This is a genomic window from Siphonobacter sp. SORGH_AS_0500, assembly GCF_031453245.1.
Lineage (GTDB): Bacteria > Bacteroidota > Bacteroidia > Cytophagales > Spirosomataceae > Siphonobacter.
Window position 1 is genome coordinate 3,931,609 of the sequence record NZ_JAVIYT010000001.1, and the last position, 20,636, is coordinate 3,952,244.

The 20,636-nt window shown below is 44.4% G+C and carries 19 protein-coding genes; 14 read left to right on the forward strand and 5 right to left on the reverse strand.

Translation table 11 applies throughout. From position 1 onward, the window contains the following. Positions 1 to 111: 111 nt before the first annotated feature. From QE357_RS16725 to QE357_RS16750, 6 genes are all read left to right on the forward strand, one after another. A complete protein-coding gene (locus QE357_RS16725) occupies positions 112 to 1,239 on the forward strand; it encodes a DNA polymerase III subunit delta' (RefSeq protein WP_106635168.1) in 1,128 nt (375 codons plus the stop codon). A gap of 23 nt (positions 1,240 to 1,262) precedes the next feature. Continuing rightward, the gene (gene hemC / locus QE357_RS16730; RefSeq protein WP_309709826.1) at positions 1,263 to 2,186 is read left to right on the forward strand and encodes a hydroxymethylbilane synthase; all 924 of its coding nucleotides are present in this window, start codon (positions 1,263 to 1,265) and stop codon (positions 2,184 to 2,186) included. Positions 2,187 to 2,190: 4 nt separating this feature from the next. Next, on the forward strand, positions 2,191 to 2,895 hold the full coding sequence (locus QE357_RS16735) for a peptidylprolyl isomerase (RefSeq protein WP_309709828.1): 705 nt from the start codon (positions 2,191 to 2,193) through the stop codon (positions 2,893 to 2,895). A 39-nt stretch (positions 2,896 to 2,934) separates the two neighbouring features. Then, entirely contained in the window at positions 2,935 to 3,849 is a 915-nt protein-coding gene (locus QE357_RS16740) for an SDR family oxidoreductase (protein ID WP_106635165.1), read from the forward strand. Positions 3,850 to 3,925: 76 nt separating this feature from the next. Beyond that, on the forward strand, positions 3,926 to 4,912 hold the full coding sequence (locus tag QE357_RS16745; protein ID WP_309709831.1) for an aminodeoxychorismate synthase component I: 987 nt from the start codon (positions 3,926 to 3,928) through the stop codon (positions 4,910 to 4,912). 356 nt (positions 4,913 to 5,268) lie between these two features. Next, positions 5,269 to 5,862, forward strand: coding sequence for an aminotransferase class IV (locus tag QE357_RS16750; protein WP_309709834.1), 594 nt, complete (start codon positions 5,269 to 5,271; stop codon positions 5,860 to 5,862). 217 nt (positions 5,863 to 6,079) lie between these two features. On the opposite strand, the gene QE357_RS16755 is transcribed toward QE357_RS16750, so the two are convergent. The 3 genes from QE357_RS16755 to QE357_RS16765 all read right to left on the reverse strand — a co-directional run bounded on the left by QE357_RS16755 (position 6,080) and on the right by QE357_RS16765 (position 8,993). Beyond that, positions 6,080 to 6,889 carry an HAEPLYID family protein gene (locus QE357_RS16755; protein WP_309709837.1) on the reverse strand — a complete coding sequence of 270 codons (810 nt, stop codon included), beginning with the start codon at positions 6,887 to 6,889 and terminating at the stop codon, positions 6,080 to 6,082. Between the two features lie 61 nt (positions 6,890 to 6,950). Further along, complete coding sequence (locus tag QE357_RS16760) at positions 6,951 to 8,210, reverse strand: HAMP domain-containing sensor histidine kinase (RefSeq protein WP_309709840.1); 1,260 nt, start codon at positions 8,208 to 8,210, stop codon at positions 6,951 to 6,953. 105 nt (positions 8,211 to 8,315) lie between these two features. Further along, positions 8,316 to 8,993, reverse strand: coding sequence for a response regulator transcription factor (locus QE357_RS16765; RefSeq protein WP_309709843.1), 678 nt, complete (start codon positions 8,991 to 8,993; stop codon positions 8,316 to 8,318). Positions 8,994 to 9,169: 176 nt separating this feature from the next. Here QE357_RS16765 and QE357_RS16770 point away from each other — a divergent pair, with 176 nt between their 5' ends. The 8 genes from QE357_RS16770 (at position 9,170) to QE357_RS16805 (ending at position 18,824) form a co-directional block, all read left to right on the forward strand. Then, complete coding sequence (locus QE357_RS16770; protein ID WP_307141021.1) at positions 9,170 to 9,991, forward strand: 1-acyl-sn-glycerol-3-phosphate acyltransferase; 822 nt, start codon at positions 9,170 to 9,172, stop codon at positions 9,989 to 9,991. A 229-nt stretch (positions 9,992 to 10,220) separates the two neighbouring features. Further along, positions 10,221 to 11,435: an NADH-quinone oxidoreductase subunit D gene (locus QE357_RS16775; protein ID WP_309709850.1), complete on the forward strand. Its 1,215-nt coding sequence runs from the start codon at positions 10,221 to 10,223 to the stop codon at positions 11,433 to 11,435. A 261-nt stretch (positions 11,436 to 11,696) separates the two neighbouring features. After that, a complete protein-coding gene (locus QE357_RS16780) occupies positions 11,697 to 12,221 on the forward strand; it encodes a thioesterase family protein (RefSeq protein WP_307141023.1) in 525 nt (174 codons plus the stop codon). A gap of 560 nt (positions 12,222 to 12,781) precedes the next feature. Next, complete coding sequence (locus QE357_RS16785; protein WP_309709854.1) at positions 12,782 to 14,290, forward strand: choice-of-anchor I family protein; 1,509 nt, start codon at positions 12,782 to 12,784, stop codon at positions 14,288 to 14,290. A gap of 1,004 nt (positions 14,291 to 15,294) precedes the next feature. Beyond that, positions 15,295 to 15,993: a hypothetical protein gene (locus tag QE357_RS16790; protein WP_309709857.1), complete on the forward strand. Its 699-nt coding sequence runs from the start codon at positions 15,295 to 15,297 to the stop codon at positions 15,991 to 15,993. 29 nt (positions 15,994 to 16,022) lie between these two features. Then, positions 16,023 to 17,729, forward strand: a complete 1,707-nt coding sequence (locus QE357_RS16795; protein WP_106637942.1) for a hypothetical protein — start codon at positions 16,023 to 16,025, stop codon at positions 17,727 to 17,729. A 292-nt stretch (positions 17,730 to 18,021) separates the two neighbouring features. Next, positions 18,022 to 18,393 carry a DMT family protein gene (locus QE357_RS16800; RefSeq protein ID WP_106637941.1) on the forward strand — a complete coding sequence of 124 codons (372 nt, stop codon included), beginning with the start codon at positions 18,022 to 18,024 and terminating at the stop codon, positions 18,391 to 18,393. Further along, complete coding sequence (locus QE357_RS16805) at positions 18,387 to 18,824, forward strand: hypothetical protein (protein ID WP_309709862.1); 438 nt, start codon at positions 18,387 to 18,389, stop codon at positions 18,822 to 18,824. The genes QE357_RS16800 and QE357_RS16805 overlap by 7 nt, the downstream gene beginning before the upstream one ends. A gap of 63 nt (positions 18,825 to 18,887) precedes the next feature. Here the strand turns inward: QE357_RS16805 and QE357_RS16810 are convergent, their stop codons facing one another. Further along, on the reverse strand, positions 18,888 to 19,958 hold the full coding sequence (locus QE357_RS16810) for a dipeptidase (protein WP_106637939.1): 1,071 nt from the start codon (positions 19,956 to 19,958) through the stop codon (positions 18,888 to 18,890). A 161-nt stretch (positions 19,959 to 20,119) separates the two neighbouring features. Further along, positions 20,120 to 20,611, reverse strand: a complete 492-nt coding sequence (locus QE357_RS16815) for a RidA family protein (RefSeq protein ID WP_106637938.1) — start codon at positions 20,609 to 20,611, stop codon at positions 20,120 to 20,122. Positions 20,612 to 20,636 lie beyond the last annotated feature (25 nt).

Below are 20,636 nucleotides of genomic sequence, written 5' to 3' on the forward strand. Positions count from 1 at the left end.
TTATTTGGTTACGTAATTATTAAAAAATTAAGATTTTCTCTTTGTCCTTTTCCGTGCCGACATGCGGGTTTCAGGCCTTACCTTTGTAGGGATCATCTATTTATTACATCCTTGTTTTTTCGAGAAGTCCCCGGTTTATCAGATTTAAAAAACACCCTGATTCAGTCCGTCAAGAGTCAGCATGTTGCCCACGCCCAGCTATTTCATGGGCCTTTAGGCAGTGGGAATCTGGCTCTGGCTCTGGCTTATGCCACGTACCTGAACTGCGAAGACCGGCAGGAAGACGATTCCTGCGGGCGTTGTGCTTCCTGCGTGAAGATGAAAAAACTGGCTCACCCGGATGTACATTATATCTTTCCGGTAGCGGTAACCAAGAAAATCAAGGATAATGAATCGGATGCTTTTATGCCCTTGTGGCGGGAGTTCATCGACGCTCATCCTTTCGGCACGCTGTCCGACTGGTTGACGTTTATTGGCGTAGAAGGGAATCGGCAGGGTAATATTTCGGCGGAAGAAGCCCGTAACGTTATCCGAAAAATTTCACTGAAAGCCTACGAAGGTGAATACAAGATTCTCATTCTGTGGCAACCTGAGTTACTGAATGTCTATTCGGCCAATGCTTTGCTGAAAATTCTGGAAGAGCCACCCGCCAAGACCATTTTCCTACTGGTTTGCACCGATGCCAATCGTCTACTCACCACCATTATTTCCCGTACCCAACGCATTGGCGTTCCTGCCTTTACTGAAACGGAAGTATCATCTTATATTCAGCAAAAACTGGGAACGGAAGAAAAGCAGGCTCGTCACGTAGCGTACCTTTCGGAGGGAAATCTGGGTTATGCTCTGGAGCTAGCCAAAGGTGAAGGCAACGAGCAACATCCCTGGTTTGCTCAGTGGATGCGGCATTGTTACCGAGGCATTCCAGCCTTTGGTGATATGCTAAAAATGGCCGATGAGTTTGATAGTCAGCCCAAAGAGCAACAAAAAGGGATGATGGAATATAGCCTGAGCGTCTTTCGGGATCTGATGCTCTGGCAAAATGGCGTGGAAGCTCTTGTGCGACTGGAAGGCGATGAGCTTACCTTCGTTCAGAATTTTTCGAAAGTAATTCCCCCCGAACGCTTACCTCTGATTACAGAGGAGTTGAACACGGCCTTTTTCCAATTGGAAAGAAATGTTCGGGCTAAAATGATTTTTCTGGATTTGTCATTAACACTGGCCAAACTTCTTCGGAAGTAAGAGCTGTTTGATAGCATACGCGTATGAAAGTTAGAATTGGATCACGGGGATCGAAGCTGGCCCTCTGGCAGGCCGAATACGTGGCCGAACAACTCCGGCTGGGTGGCATGGAACCCGAAATCGTAGTGATTGATACCAAAGGCGATAAAATTCTAGATCGCTCTCTATCTAAAATTGGTTCCAAAGGCGTTTTTACGGAAGAGCTGGAAGAACAACTCCGAACGGGTGCCATTGATATTGCCCAACACTCTGCTAAAGATTTACAATCTTCGCTGGCAGATGACCTGGAAATCATCGCCTTCACACCCCGCGAAGCCGTCAATGATGTATTAATCAGTTTCAATCCAGAGTTATCGCTGGAATCGGGTGAAACTTTTGTGGTAGGTACTTCCAGCACGCGTCGCATCGCTACGCTGAAACGGTATTACCCGCACATCAAAGTAGTAGACATGCGGGGTAACCTGCAAACTCGTCTGGATAAATTGAAAAGCGGTGTTTGCGATGCCCTCATTCTGGCTTACGCCGGTGTGCACCGCATGGGTTACGAAGAATACATTGCCGAGCATTTATCAACGGAAACCTTCACTCCCGCCGTGGGCCAAGGTAGCGTAGCCATTGAATGTGCTACTAGCCTGGACGCAGATAAAAAAGCACGCATTCGTGAGTTACTGAACGATCCCGTAACGGAAAGCTGCATTCGGGCCGAGCGTATTTTTCTGGCTACCCTACAGGGCGGTTGCAGCATTCCAGTGTTTGGACTGGCATCGCACGTGAATGGTCGCATTAGCTTAACGGCTGGGATTGTCTCACTGGATGGTCAGAAGGAGTTACGCCGCACCGAAATTGCTGATACCGCTCAGGCAAATAGTATGGCTCAGAAACTGGCCGATAAAATCGCCTCTCAGGGAGGTAATAATATGGTAAGAGAAATACGAGCCAATTTATAATACCATGCGAAAATCATCCTCTATGATGGGTCTCGGGTTAGCTTTGTTGCTTGCTCTCCCAAGCTTTGCTCAACGCAAAGAAAAACTGGTAACTATTGAAACCAAATACGGCCCTATTCGGCTGATTTTGTTTGATCAGACGCCTAAGCATAAAGCCAACTTTTTGAAGTTAACAAAAGAGCATTTTTACGACGGCATATTATTCCACCGTGTCATTCCGACTTTCATGATTCAGGGCGGTGATCCTGAGTCAAAAAAAGCAACGCCCGACGCGATCCTCGGCTCGGGAGATATGGATTATACCATTCCGGCAGAGTTCGTGCCCGAATTGTTTCATCAACGGGGTGCTGTAGGTGCTGCCCGGGAAGATAACCCGGCCAAAGCCTCTTCGGGTTGTCATTTTTATATTGTTCAGGGGAAAACCTATGATGAGGTAACCCTGGAAACGCAGGCTAAACGGGCCGGTCGTCCTCTTACTGATGCTCAGAAAGAAGTTTATAAAACCAAAGGAGGCACTCCCCGGTTAGATGGGAATTATACCGTATTCGGACAAGTAATTGACGGAATGGCCGCCGTAGATAGCATTGCAGCTCAACCCCGAAATGAAGCCGATCGTCCTAACGTTGATATTTCGATGATGAAGGTTACAGCTAAAAAAATGAGTAAGAAAAAAATAACCCGTCGATATGGTTATGTTTTTGCCCATTAACTTCTCTACTTTGTACGTCTTTCTCCGCTGTCTTTAACTATGACTCCCAAAAAGATTTTAATTACCGGAACCAATGGCCTGCTGGGTCAAAAACTGATTACGCTTTTACATAAAAACCCAGATGTTCAACTGATTGCTACCGCTCGTGGAGCCAATCGCCTGCCTTTTACGGATGGGTATGAATACCGGGAAATGGACATTACCGATGCTGCTCAGGTAGCTGAAGTAATGGAAGCCGTTCAGCCCCACGCGGTTATTCATGCGGCAGCGATGACGAATGTGGACCAGTGTGAATTCGAGAAAGAATTATGCTGGAAAATGAACGTGCTGGCCGTAGAATATCTGGTAGAAGCCTGTAAAAAGTATGATACCTTCCTGTGCCATGTCTCTACCGATTTCATTTTTGACGGTGAAAACGGTCCCTACCCCGAAGACGCCATTCCTAGCCCCTTAAGTTTCTACGGCTGGAGTAAATATGCGGCTGAAGAAGTCGTGAAACGCTCGAATATTCGCTGGGGCATTGCCCGGACGGTTCTCGTCTACGGCATTGCGGCGGACATGAGTCGGAGTAATATCATTCTTTGGGTGAAAAAATCACTTGAAGAGGGAAAAACGATTAAGGTAGTTACGGATCAGTTCCGCTCTCCAACGCTGGCTGAAGACTTGGCGATGGGTTGCTGGCTGATTGCAGATAAAGAAGCTTTAGGCATCTATAATATTTCCGGAAAAGAGGTAATGACGCCTTACGAAATGGCGATTGCCACGGCAGATTACTTTGGCCTGGATAAATCATTTATTACCGAAGCTGATTCGAGCACCTTCACGCAACCCGCGAAGCGTCCTCCCCGTACAGGATTCATCCTTGATAAAGCTCGGAATGTGCTGGGTTACGAACCTCGTAGCTTTACCGAAGGCATCGCTATTTTGGCTGAACAAACTGCTGAACGCGTTTAACGTAGACTGATTACCGACGCAGATGAAACAGGGTATTCGGAACGGAATCCTGCTTCATCTGCGTTAGGTGTATACCATGAAAACCATTGAAGAGCAATTGAACATCTGGGGTCGCGAGCGTCGTCCCTGTTTGTTTGTGCTTGATTTTGAGCTTCGGCGGCCTCTACTCTGGCCCCTGGACGAAGTGCCGCAGGATTCGGTTTGGTATAATCTGAACGGAATTTCAAACACCTCAGAAAACATCTCCGCTTCTTCGGATTTTTATTTTCACAAATTCCCCCTCTCTTTTCAGGAGTTTGATCAGAAGTTTCAAAAAGTACATCGTGAATTATTAGCTGGAAATTCATTTCTGACGAACCTAACGGCTCGTACTCGCGTGGAGACAAATCTGAGTTTTCAGGAAATTTTCCAGCGAAGTGAGGCGAAGTATAAAGTGTGGTTACGTCTTTCGAATGATTCTGACGTAGAGGAAATCGTTTGTTTTTCGCCGGAAATTTTCGTTCGTGTTCAGGATGATTTCATTTCCAGTTACCCCATGAAAGGAACGCTGGATGCGGCCCTGCCTAATGCTCGGGAGCACTTGTTAGCCGATGAAAAAGAACGCTACGAACATGCCACTATCGTGGATTTGATTCGGAATGATCTGGCTCAGGTAACAATCGAACGTTGGGTAGAACGCTTTCGCTACATCGATGAAGTGCAAACGCACGATAAGACGCTATTGCAGGTAAGCTCGGAAATCAAAGGTCGGTTACCCGAAAACTGGACCGACGCGTTAGGTACCTTGCTCCTGCGACTATTACCTGCCGGTTCGATTACCGGGGCTCCCAAACCTAAAACGGTAGAGATCATTCAGCAAGCCGAAGCCGAACCACGTGGGTATTACACGGGAATTGTCGGCATTTTTGACGGTAAAAATCTGGATACGGGTGTGATGATTCGTTTTCTGGAGCAAACTTCGTCAGGCACTTTTTTCCGCTCCGGCGGTGGCATTACCTTCCGCAGTGAATCGAGGAAGGAATACCAGGAGTTGATTGATAAGGTATACGTGCCGATTTGGTGAGTTTAGTGTTTGACATTTTCTGTTTACAGGTAATACAAACCCAGATTGTCATTCATTTAGGGCGATCTCTCCGCCGTAGTTGGTGTCCTCACCAGCCACGGCGGAGAGTCCGCGTTTTAAAGGCAGATTCCTAAAAAGAGATAAACACCCGGATTATCATCCGGGGCTATCCATATTGAACCCCTCCGGGGTTATACCTCCCATTTCAAACAAATCCCTTACCTTTATGGGTTTTCCCTTTCAAACCCTAAACCCTAAACCCTAAACCCTAAACCCTAAACCCTAAACCCTAAACCCTAAACCCTAAACCCTAAACCCTAAACCCTAAACCCTAAACCCTAAACCCTAAACCCTAAATGCTTCTAGAAACCATTCGCTTTCATCAGGGAGAACTGGAAAATCTGTATTACCACCAGCAACGGATTCATCGGAGTCGGAAGGAATTGTTTGGTCTGAATGATCGCTGGGATTTAGAGGAGATGATTCCCATTCCTGCAAATCTTGATGCTGAACGGACTTATCGGTGCCGGGTGATTTACGGGTCAGAGGGTATTACGCTGGTTGAATTCATTCCTTACACCATCCGCTTCATTCAAAGTTTGGAATTAGTTACCGCTGATGCCTTGGAGTATAACTACAAATTTTCTGATCGTACCTCTTTGAACGCGTTAACTGCTCAGGCCAAAGCTGATGAAGTGTTGATTGTAAAAAATGGGTTGATTACCGATACGAGCTACACAAATATTGCTTTATCCGACGGGCAGGAATGGTATACGCCGCACCAGCCTCTGCTGTTAGGAACACGGCGGGCAGCTCTGTTAGCCAGCGGAATTATCATTCCTGAAAGACTCGCCGCTGACGATTTGCGTTATTTTAAAGAAATCCGCCTTTTCAACGCTATGATCGAATGGCATCAGGCTCCTACTTTGCCTGTTTCAGCCATTCGTTAGTGATTAGTTTGTGGTTGTTTGTTATTGGTTTATCGCAGTTCTTTTACCAGTATAAGCCCCCTCTTTGTCATTCAGAGCAAAGCGAAGAACCTTATTGTTTTTAGTAGCATCTTTGTTATCAGTAAGTCACTTTTCACAACCTTAGTAAGTGCTCTCACTTCGTCTGAGACGACAGGCTGGAATAGGGGGCTTATTGCAACGTTCCACTTTTTCTGCCTTACTTCCGTTTCTTTGGCTCGTAGATGATCCGAATGAAAGAACTTACCGGATCGGAATTTTTCAGCGAGAAGCTGCTTACAAACCCTACCAATAGATTATTCTTCAGAGCAACGCGTACCTGCGGACGAATCGCGTTTTCATAGACGGGACCATTCTGACTATGGTATAACTCCACGCCAACAAAAGCCTTGCTATGCGGAATAACGTAATGCAAAGCCAGGTTTACTTCATACCCCGTTGGCTCCAGTGATTTCCCCCATTTTTTCTCCCCGCCCAGAGCCGCGTATACCAGCGTGTGTACCTGCGAGCCCCACTTTTTGGCCGCAACCATAAACGGAAAGCCTAATTCAGCCGAAAACAACTTTCCCGACTCGTGATTGATTAATAACTCATTGGTATAACCCACCGCCAGCGAAGTTTGCCAGGGCTCTATCACCGCGTACGTCCATTGCAGGGAGGTTTTCAGACTTTTCATATTCAAACTACTGCTCGGGATATCGTCTGTCATGGGTACCTGAGCCTGTAGCGGCACTTCTACTTCCAGGCCCAGCCGGTTAATGGGAGCAAATTCATATTCGACGAAAGGATGCCAGTGAGCCGCCCCGCCGTGCTTGCTGAAGGAGGTTCCTACGTTCCATTCCCGTTCGCCTTTGCGGGCTCCTAAATCACGTACCAAATCCAGATATAGAGGTTCGGCGTGGGAGATTTTAACGGGTTTTACCGGTGGTAATACCCGGCTGGAATCCGAAGTTTGAGCTTGGGTATGATAGGCAAAAAGGATAGCGAAGAAGGTCAGTAGCTTTTTCATGGCTTTGTCGATTATACCGCCAAAGCTCAGACCCGTTTCTGGAACGAATCTGGAATAAATTCTAGAATTGAATACTGATCATAAATTCTTCATGATCTGAAGAAATTTTGGGTTGATAGCCGTACGCATCACAGATGGATTTGACGATGGATAAACCCAACCCCAACGATTGTCGATGCGTACTTTGCTTGGTAAATCGGTCAAATAAATCTTCTGTTTTACCAGCAATGGCCTTGGCAGAATTCCGAATTTCCAGTTTATTAGTACTCAACTGAACTTTAATAAAACCACTTTCCGGCGTGTGCAAATAGGCATTACGAATAAGATTTCGAACCAGAATTTCAATCAGATATTCGTTAGCCTGAACAATGATTGATTGCTCATCCTTTACCTGAATATCCAGTTGTTTATCTTCCGCCAGAAATTCATATTCATTAATCAGACGAATCACCATGGGGTTAACTTCTACGGATTCCTGCTCCCCAAACTGCTGATTATTAATCTTCGTTATTAATAACAAAGCCTTATTTAAAGCTGATAAACGTTCGAGTTGTTCGGTTAATAACCCAATTGTTAAGGCATCTTCTTCTTTTAAATCCGGGTTTTGGATTAACTGTTCCGTTTGATTCAGAGCTATCGCCAGAGGCGTCTGAATCTCATGAGAAGCATTCTCAACAAACTGTTTCTGTTGCTGGTAAGATTTTCGGTTTACCTCGACCAGCGTGCTTACGGTTTGCGTTAATTCCTGAAATTCATAGATTGAGCTTTGGGGTAATAGTAGATGATCCTGATGATCCACGCGAAAGTTTTTCAGTTGCTCAAGCGTCTGGTAAAACGATCGCCAAAGCCTTTTTTGCAGGAGAAGATTCACTATGAACGCTAACAGAACCAGTCCTAAACAAACCCAGGCTGTGCTACGGGTAATCACCTCACCCATGTCCTCCAAGTCCAGCAATGACGTTTCAATCTGTAATTGGTAATACTTCCCCTGATGCTCAAATTTGGTTACGAGCTGCCGATGAGGCTCAATTTCGGTCTCAACCAGTTCGTAGACTTCAATATCTTCGTAATGCTCTTTTAGCTTTTTGTATTCCGAAGGACTAATCGGATTAATGCGAAAATCGGCTTTCAAAGTTGAATTTTCAGGGTAACCCGAAGCAGGTAAACTTGCCAGAATTTCCAGCTTTCGGTTCTGTAGCTCTTCATCAATTTCATCCCGTACTTCTTCGCTTACCTGATCGTAAATATATAGCCCACTAATAACCAAAGCCATTAGCAAAACAAGGGTACTAATCAGATTACTACGGGTTAATAGTCGCATATTAAATCTCTGTAGAAACGCGATTGATCGCGTTCGGGTATCTATTGGAACTCGTTTACAGGTAATCGTAGGGGATCAGACGCGATCCATTGCGTCTCTATGTTTTTACTGGGGCGAAAATTTATAACCAATCCCATACACCGTCTGAATATTTAACTCATAACCCATCTGACTAAAACGCTTACGCAGATTTTTGATTTGTGAATAAATAAAATCATACGAATCGGCCTGGTCGATGTTATCGCCCCAAACGTGTTCGGCTAGTGCTGATTTTTTAATAACCCGGTTCTGGTTCGTCACGAAGAAGAGTAATAGGTCGAATTCCTTACGATTGAGAATCACTTCTTTTCCCTCATAAAAAACGGTTCGGGCAGTAGTATCAATCGTTAGACTGCCGACCTGCATTTCATCCGACCCTTCAAATTTTAAACGACGTAACACCGAACGCAAACGAGCATTCAACTCCGATAGATGAAAGGGCTTAGGCAAGTAATCGTCTGCTCCCAAATCCAGTCCCTTTAGTTTATCATCGAGCGAATCTTTAGCCGAAATGACGATGGCTCCCGTCGTTTTATGTAACTTTTTCAGCTCTTTGAGTAAGTCCAACCCACTACCGCCGGGAAGCATAATATCAATCAAAACGCAATCATAGGCGTAGACACCAATTTTCTCCTCGGCTTCCTCATAGGTCGTGGCAAGCTCACAGACGTGACCTTCGTTGATTAAAAAACTGGAAATCGTCTGATATAGTCCGGGCTCGTCTTCGATCAATAATAGTTTCATTGGATTGGAATTAAAGCTTAAAATTGGGTTCAAATTCTGGAAACAATCTGAAATTAATTTAGACGCCTGCTTTCAGACAAGTAAATCGCCGCTGCCTGAGTAACTGGCACGGACTTATACAGTTTTTATGTACACCTTTGCCCGGAAAACATTAATCCATTCCATCATCTGAACCTATGAAATCTATTATTCGGAAATTTCTGAAGATGGTCGACGTGTTCGGATTTTTCGAACGTGATCCTTTCGGAAACCTGTTTTTTACCAAACGTCTGCTCATTGCCAGCCTGGGTTCCCTAACCTGGAGTCGGCTGATGTGGGTAAATAAAACCAAAATTCAAGGAACAGAATACCTCGAAAAATTACCCGAAAACGGCGTTCTGTTTTTGTCCAACCATCAAACCTACTTTGCCGATGCAACCTGCCTCTATCACATCTTTTGCAGTGTAAAATGGGGCTTTCGGAACTGGATTGGCCTCCCCATTTACCTACTCGCTCCACGGGCCCGGATGTATTACGTGGCGGCATCAGAAACGATGAAAGACAGCGGCCTGATCCCAAAGATCTTTGCTCAGGCCGGGGCTATTACCATTAACCGTTCCTGGCGGGCCAAAGGACAGGATGTCAAACGAGAGGTAGATCATTCGGCCACTGACAAAATCGGCTTAGCTCTTTCGGATGGCTGGGTTATTAGCTTTCCCCAGGGTACCACCAGCCCTTACGCCCCAATCCGAAAAGGTACGGGTCATTTGATTAAAGATCACAATCCCATCGTGGTTCCGGTGGTGATTAATGGTTTCCGCCGGGCGTTCGATAAAAAGGGATTATTGCTCAAAAAACGGGGCACTCAGCTTTCGGTTACTTTTAAAGAACCTATTCGTTTTGATTCGAACCTAAGTGTGGAAGAAATTGTCAGTAAGGTAGAGGAATTTCTGGAACAGGACTATCCCGAAGGTAAACAGTGGTACGTGAAAAAACAGGCCGAAAAGGCGTCGTCATAGGGTCATTAGAGTAACGTTTGAGGTGGTTAGAAGGGTTTGAAGTTTGATTTTGTTTGAGGCGTTTGAAAGTAGAAAAAGAATTCAACGAACGTTGAACCCTTTTCTAACTAAATCAAACTCTATCTAACTAAATCAAACCCAATAAAACGTTACTGCTTTCTGGGATTTTTTCGGCCTGATTCCGGGCTTTCCTTCTAATTTTGAAGAATCCTGTATTGACCTTCCCGTTATGTCATCTATCCAATACGAATACAAACCAGACAATCACCTTCGCTCTGATCCCAACAAGTACAAACTGGAGGATTTGCGATCGGAAGAAATGATTTTGAGTCTGGGGCCTCAGCACCCTTCTACTCACGGGGTACTGCGTCTTGAAGTCATCAGTGATGGCGAAGTGATCGTCGATGTGGTTCCTCACCTGGGTTACCTACATCGCTGCTTTGAAAAACACGCGGAAAACCTGCCCTTTAACCAGACCATTCCCTTTGTGGATCGGATGGATTACCTGGCGGCAATGAATTCCGAACACGTTTACGTGATGGGTATCGAAAAAATGCTGGGCATTGAAAACGATATTCCGAAGCGGGTGGAATACATCCGGGTTCTGGTAGCGGAAATGAACCGTCTGGCTTCGCATTTTGTCGCCATCGGTACGTATGCTCTGGATATTGGGGCCTATACGCCTTTTCTCTGGCTCATGCGGGACCGCGAACACATTCAGCGAATGCTGGAATGGACGACGGGTGCCCGCATGCTTTACAACTACATTTGGATTGGAGGCTTGTTTTACGACTTACCCGTGGGTTTTGAGGATCGCTGCCGCGAGTTTATTACCTACGTGAAGCCTAAACTGATTGAGCTACAGCAACTGGTAATTGAAAGCGAAATCTTCGTTCGCCGTACGGCTAAGGTAGGGGTATTGCCTCTGCCGTTAGCGATTGATTACGGTTGTACCGGGCCCGTTCTTCGCGGTTCGGGCTTACGCTGGGATTTACGGAAAGTGGATAACTATTCAGTATATCCAGAATTGGACTTCGATATTCCCATTGGTGAGGGAAAAATGGGTACCGTCGGTGATTGCTGGGATCGGAATTACGTTCGGGTGCTGGAATGCTGGGAATCCGTTAAAATCATTGACCAATGTCTGGAACAACTAACGGGTAAGTATACTCGTACCAAAGACTTTGATCCTCAGGCGGTTGTTCCAAAGAAGATTCGTCCGAAAGCTATGGATTTCTACGCTCGCGGCGAAGGAGCCAAAGGTGAACTAGGTTTCTATATTCGTACGGACGGAAAATCGGACGTTCCCATTCGTATGAAGTCACGCGGGCCTTCGTATCATAATCTTTCGGTTATTTCAGAAATCAGTCGCGGAGCTTTAATGGCTGATTTAATAGCCATCATTGGTTCGCTGGATTTGGTAATGGGCGAGGTAGATCGGTAGGGTTTTGTGTTATTATTGTTCTTCATTTACCGTGGCTGGTGTAGACACCAGCCACAATTATTTATAGTTCTTGACGATCCATGCCCCGGTAGGGAATTTTCAGTTATTGCTGGTGAATTCTCTTTTGACGTTTATAACTTAGTTGGGTCTAGCTTGGTTTGTATGCTATAACTCCCCGAAGGCTGGCCTTTTGAGTTAAGTATATGCCTTGACTCAAAACGCTAAACCGCAACGGCGGCCGCTCAAAACCCAAAATATCTCATGTTTCAACTCGACCCCGACCGCAATTACCCTAAAAAAACTGAATCCCATTCCCTTATTCGTTTTCAGGATTGCGACCCAATGCAGCATCTGAATAATGCCAAGTATCTAGATTATTACTTCAACGCCCGCGAAGACCAGCTTTTTTCGATTTACGGTTTCACGATAGATTATCCTTTCCGCAAGTATCAATCTGCCTGGGTAGTGTACAACCATCAGATTGGTTACGTCCGCCCCGCCCGCGTTAGTGAATGGGTGACCATCATTGCCAGTATCATTTATTACGATGATGATACGATGGTAACGGAATACGTGATGACGAATGAGAATAAGACGGAATTGAAAAATGTATTATGGTCCACGATGAAATACGTTTCTGTTCTAAATGGCAAACGCATGACGCATCAGGAGGACATTGCCCATTTTTTGAAAATAGCCACCGTAGAAGGTGTGGACTATCCTAACGTTTCCTTCAACGAACGGATCAAACAGATCAAAACTGCCTTAGCCGAGGGTCGGTATTAACCCATCCTTTTCCAGACGCGACTTCATCGTGTCTGGGAAAGAGGCGGTTTTGAGGATATTTTAAAATCTAGACTTTTCATCCGCCGTGGTTGGTGTCCTCACCAAACGATAGGCTTTTAGTAACGGCTGGTGAGGACACCAGCCACGGCGAGGAGATGAAGTTGTTACTTCCATTTCAAAACGTCTTCTCCATTTTACAGAGTTCTTCCCTTTTTCAAATTCCTACCTGCGGATCATAGGAAACACAGGACTCCTCGGTTAACACCCGGATTATCATCCGGGGCTATCCATATTGAACCCTTCCGGGGTTATGCCTCCCATTTCAAAAAGTCTTGCCTACCTTTATTAGTTTTCACTTTCCAACTGCCAACTGCCAACTGCCAACTGCCAACTGCCAACTGCCAACTGCCAACTGAAAACTGAAAACTGAAAACTGAAAACTTTATTACCCATTTATTACGAAAAGAGGCTATTTATTAAATAATTATTACCCTTATTTAGAGCCCGAATAAGCAGAGTTCCGTCATCTATTTTTGTTTAATTCTTAACTATAAACGAATATGATACGGAACAAATGGACGCTGGCCTTAGGCGTCCTTGCTATGGCTTTAAACGCCTGTATTAAAGACCACAACCCTCAGCCCGTTCTTTCCGAAAACGCCGCCGCCTTCCGTGAGGTTTCTACCACAACCCTAGGTAGTGAGGCCGCCGCTGAGATTTCGGCTTATGATCCCGCTACGAAGCGTTTGTTTACGGTTAACAACGCGTCCAAAGCTCTGGTAGACGTTCTCGACTTCTCTTCCTTCCCCGCCAAGAAAATCCAATCTATCGATATTTCTGCTCTGGGCGGCGTAGCCAATAGCGTAGCCATTTCGGATGGTAAACTGGCCGTTGCTCTGGAAGCAACCAACAAGCAGGCCAATGGTAAAGTGATTGTTATCAATACCAGCACGCTGACTGAACTCAAACAAATTACGGTAGGTGCCCTACCCGACATGGTAATCTTCAGCCCCGATGGGAAATACATCGTTACGGCCAACGAAGGAGAACCAAACGCAGCTTATACGAACGATCCTGAAGGTTCTGTTTCGATCATTGACGTTACGAATAATTACAGCGTAAAGACCGTTAACTTCACAGCTTTCGCCAGCCTTCAGTCACAGTTAGTGGCTGGTGGCTTCCGTACATTTGGCCCCAATGCGGGCGATTTTTCTAAAGATATTGAGCCTGAATACGTAGCCATTTCAGAAGATTCTAAAAAGGCCTGGGTTACGCTTCAGGAAAACAATGCTATTGCTGAGGTTGATCTGATTTCGGGTACAATTCTAAAAATCAATCCCCTGGGAACGAAGGATTATAGCGTAGCGATGAATGCCATTGATGCGTCCAATGCAGATGGTAAAATCGAGCTAAAAACCTGGCCGGTAAAATCTTATTACATGCCCGATGCCATTTCTTACTTCAAAATCGGTGGAACGGGTTACCTGATTACTGCCAATGAAGGCGACGCTCGCGATTACACGGCTTTCAAGGAAGAAGCTCGCGTCAGCACGCTGAAACTTGATCCATCAAAATTCCCGAATGCGACTGAATTACAGAAAAATGAAAACCTGGGCCGTTTGAATGTTACGACGACTGCGGGAAAAAACAGTGCAGGTCTGTACGAAGAACTGTACGGTTTTGGGGGGCGTGGTTTCAGTATTTTCAACGCTTCAACGGGTCAGCAGGTCTTCGAGATTGGTAAAGCTCTGGAAGAAGAAGTAATCAAAGCAGGCAAATACGACGATTCTCGTTCAGACGATAAAGGTGTTGAACCTGAAGGCGTTACAATAGGTATCGTAAATGGGAAGACGATTGCTTTCGTTGGTCTGGAACGTGCGGATGCCATCGCGGTGTACGACGTAACCAATCCTACAGCTCCGAAATTCCTGCAACTCATTGCCACGGGTGATGCTCCCGAAGGTGTTTTATTCATTTCAGCAGATAAGAGCCCGAATGGCCGTAGCATGCTGGTTGTAAGCAGCGAAGGCGACGGAACCGTTAAGGTTTATCAGCCTGATTTATTGTAGGCTTATTGTTCCTTCTGGTTTATTTAACGTCCCGAAAGCATCTTACTTTCGGGACGTTTTTTTTCAGTAGAACCTTCTTGCCTCAACAAAATGCGTCTCTCAGCATTAGTCTCTCTCACTAATGAATCTTTTTGAAATTAGGCTTTAAAATACCTTTCTGATTTACCTTCTACTTTAGCTTTTCATATCCATCCATACTCTTTTAAAAGGTTATTAATCGATTTTTTACTACTTGAAAACCACACATTTCCATTATACTATTCTACTTTATTAAAATAATATTATAGATCGATAACAGTACAAATCATAGATAATATCGACTTATACACGACATATATAATCAAAAATCAAGAACAAATTTTCAGTAAATAATTTAGTTTAAAAAAACAGAATTTATTATCTGTACAATTCTTAATAATAAATAATATGTAAACATATGATTTATATAAAAAATGCTATTAAATATCATATATAACAAAATTAAAAATATTAAACATTAACCAATGATATCTTTTTATTTATATATAAATATTTAAATAAAAATCAACCCCCATTTATGGGTATTTATATATTTATACGAGACTTATACCTTGCATCATAAACGACTTAATAGCAGGACATTATACTACAATTCATTTAGTATAAAAGCACTATTAATTCCAGCAGTAGTATAGCATAAAACCTAATATTTTGAAAGCTAATTATCATTCATATAAAACGATGTCAGTTAACGTATCTACGCAGATACAGTAACACATTTGTCATACTAATCATGTTTTTTTTAATTACCAAATACAGATAACATTTAATAAAAACCTACTTATTTAACAAGTCAAATAAATTAATAAGCATACATAAAACCATCGCCATTACTCACGTAATTATATATTTTCATCTATCATTAGTTCAATAAAAATCAAATCAAAACCCACTATATGATTTAACCGCCAGCGTTTATTTTAATTTATTCCCAATTATCACCCCATTAAACCTAATCATTGTCCATGAGAAAAATTTTATTTCCTGTTATGCTAATCATAGCATTTCAAAGCTGGGGGCAGACCGTAGACCAACCGGAGCCCGAACGTCCTTTGCCTAAATATACCAATGGCTTCGCTGTGGGCTTAAAGGTAGGAACTAGCGGTGTGGGATTGGATATTTATCGATCCATCAATCGACGCTTTGATGCACGTCTGGGGATAAGTGCATTCAATTATAATGCTCGTTTTGTATCAGGTTCTGCTACGGATGATATCCAGATTGGATTGAATGGTAAAATCAAATTAAATACGATCAACGCATTACTTGACTACTATCCATTTAAACGAGTGGGGTTACGCCTTACCGGGGGATTAATGGTAAACTTAAATCAAGTAAACTTCGATGGTGCTCCCACCAGAGATGTCAAATTTAAAGACTTATCATTTACAGTAGAGGAAGTTGGCTCTCTGTCCGGTAAAGCTGAATTCAGCAAAGTTGCTCCTTACATAGGCTTCGGATTCGGGCAACCCTTTTTAAGAAAACGCCTGAAGTTCAATGCTGATATAGGCTTCTTTTATCAACAATCACCCATGATTTCGCTGGTTGCTACTAAAATGCTCCAGCCTTCTGAAAATCAGGGTCCTGTCATTGAAAAAAACTTACAGCCTCTGAAGTATTATCCTGTGCTGGTTTTTGGTCTTTCGTACCGTTTAAATAAATAACCCCTTGTTAAATAACTAACCGCCTAGTTATGAATTTCAAATCTATTTTTCTACAGAATCGTCTTCTACGGGGAAGCTTAGGCATGCTGTTCATCGGAGGTATTGCGATAGCCTGTCAGGATTTAAAAGACATGATGAGTCTTGATCCGTTAAAAGACGTAAAATTCACCATCAACGCAGATCCCTTCGTGGCTCCGGTGATGATTAAATTCGTAAATGCGAATGTGGATGCCGTCAACCAGCCTACCTCGTTCAATGTAACTATTGAAGGTCCTAACTCCAGCGTAGTATTTATGAGTGATGGCTCCCAAAATTATAAAGTGACAGACGGATTATTACCCCTGGGGATGCGTTCGAAAGTGAAGCCCACCGCCGATGCACCGCTGAAATTTACAATCTCGGCAACTGTTCCGGGATTTAGCCCCGTATCGTACAACGTCACGTTAACCGATGACAATGCAAGTACCATTCAGATTCCATTGGTGGAGTTTGCCAATCCAGCCGAGGGTACCTCTGCCGCAGTTGTTAAAACCAATCTTGATGCCAATGGATCAACGTCATCAACCGTAACCATTACGGCCCCGCAAACCGCAACGAAACCCGACGTAGCAACGATTAGCATTGCTCCGGGCACCCAAATGCAGGATGCGACAGGAAAGGCCGTTCCTTCGGGTCAGGTTCAGATGAATGTCGTCCATTACACCCCCTCTTCTCAGGAGTCAGTCGTTGCTTTTCCTGGAGGATTTATCGCTGAAAACGTAGTCGATGCCAATGGACAGGCAACCGATCCAGTAACCTTCATCACGGCTGGTTTTGTGGCGGTTGATATGTTTGCAGGAAGTACCGAAGTTAAAAAATTCTCCAAACCAGTAGACGTTAAAATTGGGTTAGATGAAAGTCTGATTAATCCAACGACTGGTGAATCCATAAAAGCGGGAGAAATTGTACCCGTTTGGAGTTTGAATGAAGAAACGGGCGAATGGAAAGAAGAAGGCACTGCCACCATTAGTGCTGGCTCAGACGGAAAATTAACCGCTCAGTTTAAAGCAGCTCACTTATCATTCTGGAATTTGGATTGGGGATTGTTTTATGGTATGAAAGATTGTAAGCGTAAAAAACTAACCATAAATTTTAAATCAAATACAATTAAGACCAGAGGAAACACTTACGAAGTACAGCTTCAGACCGAATACGGGGCCTATTTAGCTGGCTTGCATAGTCAAGAGGTATACGATGGGCTTAGTGTTACCCTTCCCCAATCTCCAGCTTATAGTAAAGTAAAAATTGTAGTGTATGATATGTGGGGATCTAAGCAGCTTGGACAAACGAATTTATTTAATCCTTGTTCAATTGATAATGTAACCGTAAATGTAAACCCTCCGGCTCCTCCAACTTTTGTAAATCTGACCTTCAATTTTTCTGTATACAGTTCAAGTAGTAAAATATTAACCAAACCTTCAGGATGGGTTTATATGAACAAAACTACGGGTAACTGGTGGGAGCCCGGAACTAATGTGAACATGTACGTTAACACCGGAAACGGGGTAAGTCAGATCATTAAGAATGGGACCTACAGTGTAGGTGCTTACTACGATAAAAAATGGCAGCAAACGCTCATTACGTTCGATCCAAGTAAATTACCGATGACCATTAATGATAAAGATGTCAAAGGAAATGTAACGTATGATGCAGGCTCAAATACCATTACTGTTAACATGACCTCCTACGTGAAGTAGTGGAACAAAGAATACATCTTTTAAAAATTTCAACCTATCTTTTTATTAACCCTGTGACTCTATAAAATGAGTCGCAGGGTTAAAATACCTCCAAGAAGTTAGCTACTACTTGGGGGCATTTTTTATGAAGTGTAGATTGCTTCAGTTACTCCCATAAGCATTAAATCCAATTGGAAAGCTAATCAGCCCGATTGACTAAAGCTGTATAACTCTGTCATTCGTTTCTCCGTAAAACTTCTTTATTTTCGCAAGAGATAGCTGGCCTAACCTTTCGCTGGTTCTCTCTTTCTATATGCGTGGCATTTATTCCATTTTGCTTTTAATCGTCTCCAACGTCTTCATGACGCTGGCCTGGTACGGTCACCTTCAGGTCAAACAATGGCCTTCGTTAGCCAAACTTTCACTCTTTGGCGTTATTTTTCTAAGCTGGGGCCTGGCTCTGTTTGAGTACGTTTTTCAGGTTCCGGCCAATCGCATTGGCTCCGAAGAAACGGGTGGCCCCTTCACCCTTTTTCAGCTAAAAATCATTCAGGAAGTCGTTTCGCTAACGGTATTTACACTCATGGCCGTGTACCTTTTTAAAACGGATAAACTGGCCTGGAATCACCTTGTAGGCTTTATCTTTCTGGTTATTGCCGTGTTTTTTATCTTCAAAAAATGGTAAACGTCAGACTGTCTCTGAATGGGCTGCTGCTTGCCCTCTTTTTACTGGCTTTAATGTCCTGTTCCCATCAGGCCGTCTCGCCCATTCAGGGAAGCTGGCGGCTAATTTCCTATTGCCAGCCTAAGACTGACTCAACCTGCACGCCCATGGCCGTCCCGAACGATAAAATCGTTCTGCTTAATCTCAATCAAAAGGGAGAATTCAAGGAAGAATACAAGAATACCCTTCCTATTCATTATGCCTTTCTGGGTTGCGGAAATGGTACGTTCACGCTGGAAGATTCCTATTTGTTAATCAAAGCTCCCTGCATGTCTTCGCTGAGTGGCAAGTTATTTAAGGCAACTTTTCTGGATAATAACCGACTGATTTTAAATCCAGTAACTGATAACCGAACGTTACAAACGGGTGAGTTTATGCTGGAACGGCAGTAAAACAAAAAAGCTCAAACCTAACAGGTGAGAGCTTTTCAACAAAACAGTATTCTTAACCTATTTCTATTTCCAGGCATTCTTCAGGAAACGTAAGAAGTTTCCGTGCATTACCTTCTTAATATCTTCTTCGCTATACCCCCGCTTGGCCAGTAAGCCCGGAATGTTTTGCAAATCGGCAATCGTTTCCAGATCATACGGACACTGCTCCCGACCGAAAGCTCCGTCCAGATCCGTTCCAATGCCAATGTGGTCGGCATTGCCAGCAATCTGACAGATATGATCGAGGTGGTCAATTAATACGTCCAGATTACAGTTCATGCCTTCGGGCGTAGACACGCCACGGACCCAGTTAGGCACCATCATCCAGGCATCCAAAGCACCGCCAATAACCGCTCCGCGACTGATAAGTTCACGAATCTGATCATCGCTGAACTGACGATTATGGTTCACCAGCGTCCGGCACAGGTTATGACTTGCCCAAACCGGCCCGTTGAAGTGATCCATTGCTTCCCAGAAACTGTCGTCACACAGGTGGGTTGCATCCAGAATAATGTTGAGACGCTCCATTTCTTTGAGTAAGTCCTGTCCGGCTTTGCCCATGAAGCCCGTGGCATCGGTTCCCTGAGCGTAACGTCCCGGCCCGTAATGAGCAGGACCAATGGCACGAAGGCCGTAGTTATAGGCTCGCTCCACATGGTCAATGGTAACAATGGAGTCAGCTCCTTCCAGACTCAGGATATACCCTACCGGCTTTTGGTCGTTGGGAGTTCCATCGTTCCAGAGAGCCAGATGCTTTTCCAGCCCAGCCCAGTCGGTAATCTGCGTCATTTCACCCTCATCTTCCATGGCTTTATACCACGAAACCTGGCCCTGCGTCTGGGCCCAGGCCTGCTGGGGCGAATGCCAGCCCGGCAGATGGTTATCGGGAGCTACGTAACGACCAATCTGCGTGGCTACGACGATTCCAATGTTTCCCTTCCGAAGTTCGGGTAAGGAAACCGTTGCTTTCGCCCGGTCGGGCTTATCGGTTAAGCCTTTTTCTCTGGCGTTGAGCTGCTCGACGGGTAATCGCAAATCACGGTTCCACTCCATCGCATTCATACTCAAATCCAGGTGAGCATCAAAAATGAACATCTTCAGTTTTCGGTTGTCAGTTTGCAGTTTGCAGTTTTCAATGAACCACAGGGTTTCACGGCGTTAGGCACGGAGTAACTCTGAGTAAAACTTAGTGAAACCCTGTGATTGAATTACTGATAAGTAATAAAAATTGAAAACTGTAAACCGAAAACGGAAAATTAAACTAATTCAAACAAAGCCTCGATCTCGACGGGGATGTTGTCGGGGAGGGAGCCGAAACCTACGGCGGAGCGAACGCCGATGCCGTTTTCTTCACCCCAAACCTGAGCAAATAACTCACTGCAACCGTTGATGATATAAGGATGACGCTCGAATTCGGAAACGCAGTTGACCATGCCCAATACCTTGATTACCCGCTTGACACGGTCAAGGCTACCAACGTGCGTTTTGATGGTGGATAGAATGGTTAATCCTACCTGACGAGCGGCCATTTTACCCGCTTCAGCATCAATTTCACGACCAATCCGGCCAATGATCAGACTCTTGTCGTCCTGCACGGGTCCGTGACCAGAAACGTAAAGGTATTTACCGTCAATCAGGTAAGGCTTATAAACCCCTAGCGGCGTAGGGGCGGGGGGTAACGAAAGTCCTAATTTAGCAAAGGCAGCTTCAGGGCTAAGTAATTCAACAGTTGTTGCGGCTGTGCTCATGAGATTAAAATTTAGTTATTAGTTT